This is a genomic window from Hypericibacter terrae, from assembly GCF_008728855.1.
GTDB classification, from domain to species: domain Bacteria; phylum Pseudomonadota; class Alphaproteobacteria; order Dongiales; family Dongiaceae; genus Hypericibacter; species Hypericibacter terrae.
Window position 1 is genome coordinate 2137648 of record NZ_CP042906.1, and the last position, 12347, is coordinate 2149994.

Genomic DNA, 12347 nt, shown 5'->3' on the forward strand with positions numbered 1-12347 from the left:
TGATAGAGTCGATGCATTGACCCCGTCTCGTCCAAAGTCGCGCATGGGCCCGATGAGCCGTCGCCTTGCCCTTCTGATTTTGATTGGTGCCGTCGTGGTCGCCGGTGGCGGCTACTGGTTGCTGAAGAGCCGCGCGGCGTCGCTGGGACCGGATACGGCCGCGAGCACATCCGCGAGCAAACCTGCTGCGACGACGGCCGCGCCGCAGGCCGTGCCGGTGGTGCTAGGAATGGCCGAAACCCGCTCCCTGCCGGTGCGCGTCGACACCATCGGGCGCGTCGATCCCTTCGCCACGGTGGCCATCAAATCCCAGGTCGACGGTCCCTTGCTCGCGATTCATTTCCGCGAGGGGCAGCCGGTCGCCAAGGGCGATCTTCTCTTCACCATCGATCCCGCGCCCTTCCTGGCCGAGCTTCACGCCGCCCAGGCCAATCTCGCCCGGGATCAGGCAGGCCTCGTGAGCGCCCAGGCCGACATGACGCGCTACAAGGCGCTCGCCGGGTCCGGCTACGCCTCGCAGCAGAAGGACGAGCAGGCGCGGGCCACGGTCGATACGCTCGCGGCCTCGATCAAGGCCGACGAAGCGGCGGTGGAATCGGCGCAGCTCAAGCTCGGCTATGCCGAGATCCGCTCGCCGATCGACGGCCGCACCGGCAGCTATCAGGTCGATGCCGGGAACCTCGTGAAAGCCAACGACACGACGCCCTTGGTGGTGATCAACCAGACCAAGCCGGTCTATGTCGTCTGCTCGATCCCCGAACGCTATCTGGCGGAGATCCAGGACCGGATGGCCTCGGGCGGCTTGACCGTCGAATCCAATGTTCCCGACACGGAACTGCCGCCTGTCACGGGGAAGGTCGTGTTCGTCGACAACCAGGTCGACATGGCCACCGGCACGATCCGGCTCAAGGCCGAGATCACGAATGAGAACGAGCGGCTTCTGCCGGGCCAGTTCCTGCGCGTGACCCTGGCACTGCGCGAGCTGGACAATGTCGTGGCGGTGCCGGACGCGGCAGTCCAGATCGGTCAGCAGGGCACTTACGTTTATGTGATCGGCCCCGACAACAAGGCCGAGCTGCGCACCATTCGTCGCGGTCCCAGTTTCGACGGCTATACGGCGGTCGGCGAGGGGGTCTCTGCCGGCGAGCGCGTGGTGGTCGATGGCCACATGAATCTCTATCCGGGCGCGCTGGTCGTGCCCAAGCCGGCCTCCTAGGGGTGAGGGGCCCGAGCGCCGGTTCGCGCCTGCGGCCGACCGGCAGCCCGCGGCTGGTCGGTGCGGTGAATCGAAACGACATTCCGGGGAAGCGAGCATGAACGTACCGCAGCTATGCATCGAGCGGCCGGTCATGACGACGCTGCTGATGGCGTCGTTCGTCATCTTCGGGTTGGTTGCCTATCGCGGTCTGCCGGTCGCCGAACTGCCCGCCGTCGACTATCCGACGATCTCGGTCAGCGCGTCGCTGCCCGGGGCCAATCCGGAAACCATGGCGTCCTCGGTCGCGACCCCGCTCGAGCGGCAATTCACCACCATTGCCGGTCTCGACAACATGACCTCGACCAGCTCGCAGGGGCAGACCAGCATCACGCTTCAATTCTCGCTGGATCGCGATATCGATGCTGCGGCCCAGGATGTGCAATCGGCCCTCGCGGTGGCACAGCATCGTCTGCCCTCCGAGATGCCCAACCCTCCATCCTATCGCAAAGTGAATCCCGCCGATTTTGCGATTTTCTACTTGTCCTTGAGCTCGCCAACGCAGCCGCTCTATGTGGTCGACGAATATGCCGAGACATCGATTGCCCAGCGCATCTCGACATTGCCGGGCGTGGCGCAGGTGCTGGTTTTCGGGGCCCAGAAGTTCGCGGTCAGGATTCAGATCGACCCCGATCAGCTCGCGGCCCGCGGTGTGGGCGTGGACGATCTTTCCGCTGCAATCGACAGTGCCAATGTTCAGCTGCCCGTTGGCACGCTCGATGGCCCGCGCCAATCGCTGACGCTCGAAGCCAGCGGCCAGCTGCAGGAGGCGTCCGAATATCGGCGCCAGATCGTCGCCTACCGCAACGGCGCCCCGATCAGGCTCGATCAACTTGCCAACGTGATCGACAGTGTCGAAAACAACAAGGTCGCGAGCTGGTTCAACGGCAACCGCGCGGTGGTCTTGGGCGTGCAACGCCAGCCGGGCACCAACACGATCGAGGTGGTTGACGCCATCAAGAAACTCCTGCCCACGTTCGAGGCCCAGCTTCCGGGCTCGGTCAAGCTCGATGTGCTCTATGACCGTTCGGTCTCGATCCGCGGTTCCATCGCCGAAGTGCAGTTCAGCCTGATCATGGCGGCCGCGCTGGTTGTTCTGGTGATTTTCCTCTTCGTCGGCAGCGGCTCGGCGACGATCGTTCCCAGTCTGGCGTTGCCGATCTCCGTCATCGGCACCTTTGCCGCCATGTCCGTGCTGGGATATAGCCTCAATAACCTCACTCTGATGGCGTTGACGCTATCGGTGGGGTTCGTGGTCGACGACGCGATCGTCGTGCTCGAGAACATCCTGCGCCATATCGAGAAGGGCGAGCGACCACGCGACGCCGCTTTGCGCGGTGCCGGCGAGATCGCCTTCACCGTGTTCTCGATGACCCTGTCGCTGGCGGCGGTCTTCATCCCGGTGATGTTCATGGGCGGGATCGTCGGGCGGTTGTTGCATGAATTCGCCGTCACGATCGTGGCCTCGATCCTGGTCTCGGGCGTCGTCTCCCTGACCCTGACGCCGATGCTGGCGAGCCGGTTCGTGCGGCCGCACCGCGTCCACAAGGACGGAGAAATCAAAGAGAGCCTGATGGTCCGGTTCTCGAACTTCTGGTTCAATCCCCTGCGCGCTGCTTACGGCGCGACCCTGAACCTGGCGCTGAATCATCGCTTCGTCGTCCTGATGATCTTCTTCGGCACGTTGGGCGCGACCGTCTGGCTGTTCCAGATCGCACCGAAGGACTTCCTGCCGAGCGAGGATACGGGGCAGATATCCGTGTCGACCGAAGGCCCGATCGACAGTTCCTTTGCTGCGATGGTGGAGCGTCAACGGAGTCTCGCCGAGATTGCCATGGCCGATCCGAACGTCGCGCGAGTCATGTCGAGCGTGGGCAGCGGCGGCGGCCGCTCCACGCCCAACACGGGCAACATCTTTCTGACCCTGAAGCCGCGTAGCGAACGCGCGCTCAGCGCCGATGAGGTCGTCCGCGAGTTGCGGACCAAGATGGCGGCCGTGCCCGGCATCAAGGCCTATCCGCAGAATCCTCCGGCGTTGCGGATCGGCGGCCGCAGCTCGAAGGCGCCGTATCAATACACGTTGCAGGCCCAGGATCTGAACACGCTCCATGCCGGCGCGAAGGACATGCTGGATCGGATTGCGAAAATTCCCGGCATCGTCGATGCAACCAGCGACATGGACCTGAACGGTCCGCGCCTGTTCGTCGATATCGACCGCGAGAAGGCGGCGGCCCTGGGCATCACCGCCCAACAGGTGGAAGAAGCGCTCTGGACCGCCTTCGGTCAGCGCCAGGTGTCCACGATCTACACCTCGACCAACCAGTATGAGGTCCTGCTCGAGGTGGCGCCGGAGTATCAGGGCGACCCGGCCGCCCTGTCGCGGCTCTATCTCAGCTCCGAGAGCGGCGGCCTGGTTCCCTTGACCGCGCTCGCCACGGCCAAGCGCGGCGTGGGAGCGTTGACGGTCAACCATCAGGGTCAGATTCCGTCGGTGACGATCTCCTTCGGGCTTCAGCCGGGCCTGTCGCTCGGCACGGCGATCGATCGAATCCATGTCGCCGAACGCGAGGCTTCGCTGTCGGCGGCGATCACCACCAGTTTCCAGGGAACCGCACAGGCGTTCCAGGACTCGCTGCATGGGCTGGGTCTCCTGCTCGCGATGGCGGTGCTGGTGGTCTATATCGTGCTCGGCATCCTCTATGAGAGCTTCATCCATCCGCTGACGATCCTGTCGGGACTTCCGGCCGCGGCCGTCGGCGCCGTGCTCACCTTGCTCTTCTTCGATCTCTCCCTCAGCCTCTATGCCTTCGTCGGCATCGTCATGCTGGTCGGTATCGTCAAGAAGAACGCGATCATGATGATCGACGTGGCGGTGGTGCAGCAGCGCGAGTTCGGCAAGACCGCCCGCGACGCGATCTACGAGGCCTGCTTCGTCCGCTTCCGTCCGATCATGATGACGACGGCCGCGGCCCTCGCGGGTGCCCTCCCGATCGCCGTAGGCTTCGGCCAGGGCCACGAATCGCGCCAGCCCCTGGGCCTGGCCGTGGTGGGCGGGCTCCTGCTGTCGCAGCTGCTGACGCTCTATATCACGCCGGTCATTTACACCTACATGGACGGGCTCCATAGCCTTCGCCGCCGCCGTCCGGCGGCCGCGGTGCGGGCGGGCGCGGAATAGGCCAGGAGCGCAGAGCCGCCTCGGGGGTTTCGCCGCCCCCGGCGCGGTGTCATTATGCGGGTCCCCTCCAACTCCAGACCGAAGATTCCACCGCATGCCGTCGCTTTACGTGGCCCAGAGCAAGGCCCTGAACGAATGGGGCTCCGATGTCGGGCTCAGCAAGAACCTGTACAAGGTCGGCGTCACCGACCTGCCGCCCAAGGATGCCGTCGCCGTGCTCAATGCCGAGAAATTCGCGGCCCAGACCGACTGGGCTCTGATCAAGGCCGAGCCGGTCGAAGGCGTCGACGAGACGGTGCTGCTGGAGCGGCTGGCGCTGAAGGAGAAGGCGGTCGATCCGAAATATTACCCGCGGATCCGGGGTGCCACCGGCATCTTCCGCGTGAAGCTCGAGAACGCCGAGAACCACATCATCATCAAGGCGTCGCTCGAAGGCGAGATGCCGAAGCTCGCCAAACTCAAGCCCGCCGAGGTCGCGGGCTATCTCATCCAGAACGCGCTGGGCTAGGACCTGCCGCCCTCGTCGCGCCAGCCGCAGGCGACGAGGGCCGCGCGCATATGCGCCGGCACCGGTGCCGCGGCGGTGACTGGCGGCGCGCGTTCGACATAGGGAATTGAAACAGCACGGGCATGCAGATGGAGCGGCCTGTCGCTGCGGTGCGGCTCTTTTCCCGGCGCGCCATAGACCGGGTCGCCCAGGATGGGACAGCCCAGGGCCGCGCAATGCACGCGCACCTGATGGGTCCGTCCGGTCTGCGGCTTGCATTCGAGCCAGCTCATGCCGTCGCCCTGCCCGAGCAGGCGCCAGCGCGTGACAGCGCTCTGTCCCGACGGGTCGGCGACCATCTTCCAGCCATCCTTCCGATTGAGCTTTCGCAAGGCCAGCTCGACGACACCGGACGCCGCCTTGGGCGATCCGACCACCACCGCCCAATAGGTCTTCTCGATCTCACCCGCGGCAAACAGCGCGTTGAGCCGGCGCAGCGCGCTGCGCCGGCGCGCCAGTACCAGGCAGCCGCTGGTATCGCGGTCGAGACGGTGGGCGAGGGAAGGGGCCGTCCGCATCTCGAAGCGCAAGGCGTCGAGCGCGGCCTCGAGCGAAAGACCGCCCGAGGGCCCGGGATGAACCGCGAGGCCCGCCGGCTTGTCCAGGATGATGAGCTCGCGGTCGCGATGGAGCACGCGCGCGGGCAATTCCTGCATCAGCGCGTTCACCGCCGAGGCAGCGGGCGCCGGCGGCATCGAGGGAGGTGGCATCGCGCGCACTGCATTGCCAGGCGGGCGCGTCTTGCGCCTGGATCCGGTCCGTCTCGATGAAGCACTTGGCCGTTTCATGGGACAGCGATCATAGCGGCAAGCGCGGGCTGCGGGGTGGTGTCGGGCCAGCCATGCCGGGGTCGCGTTTGACGGACCCGAGTCCCGCCGCCAGGATGCCAACCATGACGGACAAAGCTGCGGCTCCCTTCGCCTTGCAGGGGCTCGACCATGTCGTGATCCGGGCGCGCGATCCGGCCCGGCTCGAGCGCTTCTATTGCGAGGTGCTGGGTTGTGCCCTGGAGCGGTGTCAGGAAAAGATCGGCCTGACCCAGTTGCGCGCAGGGCGTTCCCTGATCGACCTGGTCGATATCGCCGGGCCCCTGGGCGGACCCGGCGGCAGGGCGCCCGTGATCGAGACGCGCAACATGGATCATTTCTGCCTGCGCATCGAACCCTTCGCGCCGGCGGCGATCAGGGATCATCTGGCGCGCCATGGGATCGAAGCCGGAGCGGTGGAAAGCCGTTACGGCGCGGAAGGCGAAGGCCCTTCGCTCTATCTGCAAGATCCCGAGGGCAACGAGGTCGAACTCAAGGGCCCGCCGCCGCGCTGAGGCAGCGCCGGCGTCATTCCGATCCGCCAAAGCCGACACAAAAAGAAAGCGGCGACCCGTTGCGGGTCGCCGCCGTCATCTCGTGTCTAGTGGAGGCCCCCCAAAGAAACCCCCGGCAGGCGATCAGCCGACCTTCAGGTTCGCCGCCGCAGCCTTGCCGCGTTCGGAGACGAGGTCGTAGGAAACCTTCTGCCCCTCAGCCAGCCCATCCAGGCCGGCGCGCTGCACGGCCGTGATGTGCACGAACACATCCTTCGAGCCGTCGCTCGGGCAAATGAAGCCGTAACCCTTCGTCGCGTTGAACCACTTCACGGTACCGCTAGCCATAGTCTTTCAGACTCCTCTAGAGCGTCTATGCGCATCGCCATATGCCACGCGACGACCGCGTGACCTTTGGCATTCACAACCTGTCTAGGAGTTGACTTGAATGCGCACCCCCTCGGGGGGTGGACCCAAAACGGCTTTAGTCCGTCACAGGCCTTGGGCAGCAAGACACGCCAGAACTCGATTGCGGCGGGAAGATATGGCCGTAAGGGGACGATAAGTCAACGAAATTCCTGAATTGCCCATGTTTCCATGGGATTCTGGCCCTTGGTTGAACGTCAAACCAGGGGGGCAACCAGCCAGGGAAATTCGGCATCAGGGGTTGCCGCGTCCCAATAACGTGGCAAGACGACGCCCCAACTCGCTGGGACGAAACGGCTTGTCCAGCATGGCCTCGGCCTCGTCGCCCCGGCTTCCCGCGGCCCGCTCGCTGAAGCCCGAGGTCAGCAGCACCAGGATGCCGGGCCGGCGTTCGCGCGCGATGCGTGCCAGCTCGAAGCCGCTGATGCCCCCCGGCAGCACGACGTCGCTGAACAGCACCGCGATGTCGGGCCGCTGCTCGAGCAACGCCAGGGCCGTGGGGCCGTCGGCTGCCTCCAGGGGCTCGTAATTGAGGGCGCGGAGCGCCTCGGCGGAATAGGCCCGCATGTCGGGGCGATCCTCGACGACCAGCACCGTCTCGCTTTCGCCCCGCAGGCTGCGATGCGAGGAGGCGGGAGCGTCGGCCGCCGTCAGAGAGACCGGCGCGCGCGGCAGGTAGAGGCTGATGACGGTGCCCTCGCCGACGCGGCTGTCGAGCTGCAGGAAGCCGCCCGACTGCTTGACGAAACCATAGACCATGCTCAGGCCCAGACCGGTTCCCTTGCCGACTTCCTTGGTCGTGAAGAAGGGCTCCAGCACGCGGGGGAGGACTTCCGGGGGGATGCCGGTGCCGGTGTCGCGCACGGATATTCGCACATAGTCGCCGGGCAGCGCCTCGCTGTCCGCTGCCACCGCATCTTCCTCGATGGTCGCGTTGTTGAGCTCGATCGCCAGTTCGCCGCCCATCGGCATGGCGTCGCGGGCATTGATGGCGAGATTGAGGATCGCGGCCTCGAGCTGGCCGCCGTCGATCTGCGCTGGCCAGAGGCCCGGCTGTATCCGGGTCTCGATCGAGATCGATTCGCCCAGCGATCGCTGCATGAGGACCATCATGCCGCCCACCAGTTCCGAAAGATTGGTGGCCTTGGGCAGGAGCATCTGGCGGCGCGAGAAGGCGAGCAGCCGGCGGATCAGCGCAGCCCCGCTTTCGGCCGCGTCGAGGGCCGTTGACAGCAGCGACTGGGCCTTGGTGCCGCCCGGCATCTGCGCGGCCAGCAGATCGAGGTTGCCGACGATGACGCCCAGCAGATTGTTGAAGTCGTGCGCGACGCCTCCGGTGAGCTGGCCGACCGCCTCCATCTTCTGGGCCTGGCGCAGCTGGGCTTCCATGGTCAGGCGCTCGGTCATGTCGAAGGCCATGCCGAAGAAGCCGGCAACCTTGCCGTTGGCGTCCACATGCGGGACATAGAGCATCTCGATGTCGCGCGGGGGGCCGGCGGGATACTGCCGGTGCAGCTGCACCTTCACCGCCTTGCCGGCCTTCGCCTCGCGGACATAGGGCCGCATGAAGCGATAGGTTTCGGCATCCATGAATTCCTGCATGGTCTGCCCGACCAGTTCCTCGGCCGGCTTGCCGTACCAGCGCTCGGCGGTCGCATTCACGAACTGGAGCCGCTCGTCCATGTCCATATAGCCGATCGAGATCGGCAGATGGTCGGTCATGAGCTTGAGGCGGGCGGCCCCCTCCTTGAGGGCGCGCTCCGCTTCGCGCAGCTCGGTGATGTCCTGGATCGTGCCGGTGGCGCCGGCGATCTTGCCGTCCGGCGTCCGGTCCCACTCGCCGCGCTCGCTGATGGTGCGCCAGTCGCCGCCGGCATGCTGGATGCGATACTCGATCGAGTAGGTGAGGATGCGCATGGCGACGAAATCGTCGAACACCAGCTTGAGGGCGGCCCCGTCGTCCGGATGCACGAAATGCTCGAGATATTCGAGGTTGCTCATCCGTGCCAGACGCTCGACCGGAACGCCGAAGATGGCGGCGGCTTCCGGGGAGTAATGCGAGGTTGCGGCCTGCCAGCTATCGGGCCACGCGTCCATGTTCCAATGCCAATAGGCCAGCTTGGCGATCTGCTGGGCGCGCTTCAATTGCGCCTCGCTGCGCCGCAAGGCGGCCTGGGCCGCGACCCGTTCGGTGACGTCCTGCAGCACGCCGGTTGCGCCGGCGACATTGCCGGCGGCATCGTAGTCGAACTGCGCGATCTCGTGGATCCAGCGCCAGGTGCCGTCGCTGTTGCGCCCGCGATAATCGATCTCGTAACGGGTCAGCTCGCCGGTCAGCGAACGTTTGAGGATGTTGAGAACCCGCGCGGCATCCTCCGGATGCACGAAACGGCGGACCCATTCCTCGGTCGGGACCCGCAGCTCCTCCGGATCGACGCCGAAGATTTCCGCCGCCACGGCCGAAAAGTGGGCCGCGCCCTGGCCGACGGGCCGATCGGTGGCGCCGGCGCGCCAGACCCAATGACCGACGCGGGCCGTCCGTTGGGCACGGACCAGCAGTGCCTCGCTGTGGCGCAGGGCCTGGTCGGATTCGACGCGCGCGGTGATGTCGAGGATCACGCCGGTCGCGCCCAGACGATGATCGTCGTCCGTGTCCCATTCGGCGATCTCGTGGATCCACTTCCACTGGGTCTCGCCATGGCGGATCCGGTATTCGGCCTCGTAGCGCCGTTCGCCCTCGAGGAAGAAGCGGTCATAGATGTCCTGGATCCGAGCCCGGTCGTCGGGATGGACGAAACGCACCACGAACTGGCGGTCGGGCACGATCAGGTCGCTGGGCTGCACGCCATAAATCCGGGCTGCGGTGTCCGAGTAGTAGATCGCGCCCTCATGCCATTCATTGCTGTCCGGGCTGGGGCGCCAGCGCCAATAGCCGAGTTTGGCGACCTCCTGCGCGCGCGTGAGCAGCCTCTCGCTCTCACGCAATGCCGTTTCGACATTGCTGCGGTCGGTGACGTCCTGGAGCGCGCCCGACGCGCCCGTGACGCATCCGTCCGGTCCGTAGTCCCATTCGCCGGTATCGAATACCATCCTCCAATCGCCCGTCACGCCATGACGAACCCGGTATTCGACGGCATAGGTTCGCGTCTTCTCGGTGTTGAATGCGTCGAACACCTTCCGCACGCGCTCGCGGTCGGCGGGATGTAGGAAGCGATCGATCAATTCCTCATCGGTGCCGCGCAAATCTTCCGGCGGGATCCCGAAGATCTTCGCGATCGACGGAGAATAGACATAGGGGGCGTTGCGCGGATCGGGCAAGGTGGGATCGAAGGCCCAGTGCCAATAACCGAGCTTGGATATCTCCTGGGCGCGAGTCAGCATCTCCTGGCTGCGCCGCAGGGCACGGTTGGTCTCGACGCGCTCGGTGATGTCCTGGATGGCGCCGGATGCGCCTGTCGCGCGGCCATCGGGGCCATATTCCCACTCGCCGCTGTCGCACACGGTCCGCCATTCGCCATTGGCGTGGCGGATGCGGTACTCGGCCGAATAGGAACGCAGCTTGCAGGCGCAGAAGTCGGCGAGTATCTGGCCAAACCGCGAACGATCGTCGGGATGGAGGAACCGCTCCACGAACTCCGCGTCGGTCAATTCGAGCTCGGTAAGCCCGACCCCGAAGATCTCGCTGATGGAATCGGAGTAGATGTGGGGCGCCTGGCTGGGATCTTCCACGGTCGGATCGCCATGCCAATGCCAATAGGCGAGCTTGGCGATGCGCTGGGCGCGCAGAAGCATCTCCTCGCTGCGGCTGAGCGCCCGCTTGCTGTCGACCTGCTCGGTGATGTCCTGGAAGGCCCCCGTGGCCGATACGGACCGGCCGGATTCGTCATAGTCCCAGGCCGTGATCTCGCGGAGATGACGCCATCCGCCCTTGCCGTCGGTGACGCGGAACTCGATGGCATAGCGCTCGATCTCATGGAGGCTGAACCGGCGAAAGGCATCCGCGACCTTGGCCCGATCGGCGGGGTGAACGAAGCGCTTGAGATATTCGCGCGAGGTGATCTGAAGCTGCGACTTGTCGACGCCGTGGATTTCCGCCGCGGTATCGGACCACTCCATGATCGGCGACGGGGTGCCGTCCCAGCTGCCCTCGGTCCACTGCCAATGGCCGATGCGCGCGAGCTGTTGGGCGCGATGGACCTGGGCCGTGTGCCGGCGCATCGACTCTTCGACCGCCAGGCGCTCGGTGATGTCCTGCAGGACTCCGGTCGTGCCGAGCGGAAGCCCGTCCGGAGTGAAATCCCACTCCGCGACATCGTGGATGGTCCGCCATTCGCCGGAAGAATGCCGAATGCGATAGCGCAGCGAATAGCTGGCAATGTCGCGTTTCAGGAAGCGCGCGAGCGTCGCGATGAAACCGGCCCGGTCGTCGGGATGGACGAACCGGGCGGCATATTCCTTCCCGGCGAGCGCCAGTTCGGCGGCCGGAACGCCGTGGATTTCCGCCGCTTCCGGCGAAAACTCGATCGCTTCGGGAAGGCCGTTCCCATCCGGCCCGCAACGCCAGGTCCAGGTGCCGAGCTTGGCCATTTTCTGGGCGCGCGCCATCATGGCGGAGCGCCGCCATTCGGTCATCTGGGCATCGAGCCGCTCGGTGATGTCCTCGACGATGCCGGCAACGCCCGTCAGCTCACCCTCGGGCCCATGATCCCAGGTGGCGAACTCGCGCAGGGTGCGCCATTCGCCGTCGGCGCGCCGGGCCCGGTAGGTAATCTCGAGCGAGGGATGGCCGGGACTGCGGAACACGGTCCAGACATCCATGACGCGCTGGCGATCCTCGGGATGGACGAAGCGCTCGAGGAACCGTTCCGGCGGGATGTCGAGCTCGGCGATCGAGACTCCGAAGATATCGGCCACCTCCTGGGAATGATGGTACTCGCCGTGAAAGGCGAAGGGATCCTCGCCGATGGCGGTCCACCGCCAGGAGCCGACCCGCGCGATGCGCTGCGCGGAAGCCAACAGGGTTTCGCTCTGGCGCAGGCGCGCCTCGAGCTGGTTGCGGTCCGTGATGTCCTGGACGACGCCCGCGGCGGCGACGGGCGATCCTTCCGGCGAGAGATCCCATTCGCCGGCCTCGTGCACCGTCCGCCAGTCTCCGGTGGCATGGCGGATACGGAATTCGATCGAATATTGCAGCAGCTGGCGGCGCCGGAAGCGCATGAAGATGGAACGCGCACGATCCCGGTCGTCGGGATGCACGAACCGCTCCACGAAATCGAGCGTGTCGTAGCCCGGCTCGTTGAGATTCACGCCGAAGATCTGCTCGATGCCGTCCGAGTAGGTGCAGGCCATGCGCAGGCCGTTGTCGGCGACCGGACCCGACAGATGCCAGAAGGCGAGGCGGCCGATGCGCTGCGCGCGCCGCAGCATGATCTCCGCCGCCGTCTCGCTCGGCATAGCCGTCGACGCTGGCGCGGCTTCCAGCGCGCGCAACTTGACGGAAATCGGATTCGGCAGCTTCGGCAGTGGCATCATCGACCTGAAAACTTATCCGTCAGTGGCGGCGCGGAGACCGCGGCCGCGTCATCGCAATGCCGGCTGGCACGCGACGGCCGGTTTCTTCCCGATCCGATCGCGGCGCTCTCCC

At 65.8% G+C, this 12347-nt stretch carries 7 protein-coding genes; 4 read left to right on the forward strand and 3 right to left on the reverse strand.

All coding sequences use genetic code 11. The features are described 5' to 3' along the window. Positions 1-52: 52 nt before the first annotated feature. The 3 genes from FRZ44_RS09810 (at position 53) to FRZ44_RS09820 (ending at position 4938) form a co-directional block, all read left to right on the forward strand. Complete coding sequence (locus FRZ44_RS09810; protein ID WP_191908513.1) at positions 53-1216, forward strand: efflux RND transporter periplasmic adaptor subunit; 1164 nt, start codon at positions 53-55, stop codon at positions 1214-1216. Between the two features lie 97 nt (positions 1217-1313). Then, on the forward strand, positions 1314-4430 hold the full coding sequence (locus tag FRZ44_RS09815) for an efflux RND transporter permease subunit (RefSeq protein WP_151177012.1): 3117 nt from the start codon (positions 1314-1316) through the stop codon (positions 4428-4430). Positions 4431-4524: 94 nt separating this feature from the next. Next, entirely contained in the window at positions 4525-4938 is a 414-nt protein-coding gene (locus tag FRZ44_RS09820; protein WP_151177013.1) for a hypothetical protein, read from the forward strand. On the opposite strand, the gene FRZ44_RS09825 is transcribed toward FRZ44_RS09820, so the two are convergent. Beyond that, a complete protein-coding gene (locus FRZ44_RS09825) occupies positions 4935-5687 on the reverse strand; it encodes an RluA family pseudouridine synthase (protein WP_225308633.1) in 753 nt (250 codons plus the stop codon). The genes FRZ44_RS09820 and FRZ44_RS09825 overlap by 4 nt on opposite strands. Positions 5688-5869: 182 nt before the next feature. Here FRZ44_RS09825 and FRZ44_RS09830 point away from each other — a divergent pair, with 182 nt between their 5' ends. Beyond that, the gene (locus FRZ44_RS09830) at positions 5870-6298 is read left to right on the forward strand and encodes a VOC family protein (protein ID WP_151177014.1); all 429 of its coding nucleotides are present in this window, start codon (positions 5870-5872) and stop codon (positions 6296-6298) included. Between the two features lie 123 nt (positions 6299-6421). On the opposite strand, the gene FRZ44_RS09835 is transcribed toward FRZ44_RS09830, so the two are convergent. Continuing rightward, the gene (locus FRZ44_RS09835) at positions 6422-6625 is read right to left on the reverse strand and encodes a cold-shock protein (RefSeq protein ID WP_151177015.1); all 204 of its coding nucleotides are present in this window, start codon (positions 6623-6625) and stop codon (positions 6422-6424) included. A gap of 312 nt (positions 6626-6937) precedes the next feature. Beyond that, positions 6938-12235, reverse strand: a complete 5298-nt coding sequence (locus FRZ44_RS09840) for a hybrid sensor histidine kinase/response regulator (protein WP_151177016.1) — start codon at positions 12233-12235, stop codon at positions 6938-6940. Between the last annotated feature and the right edge of the window lie 112 nt (positions 12236-12347).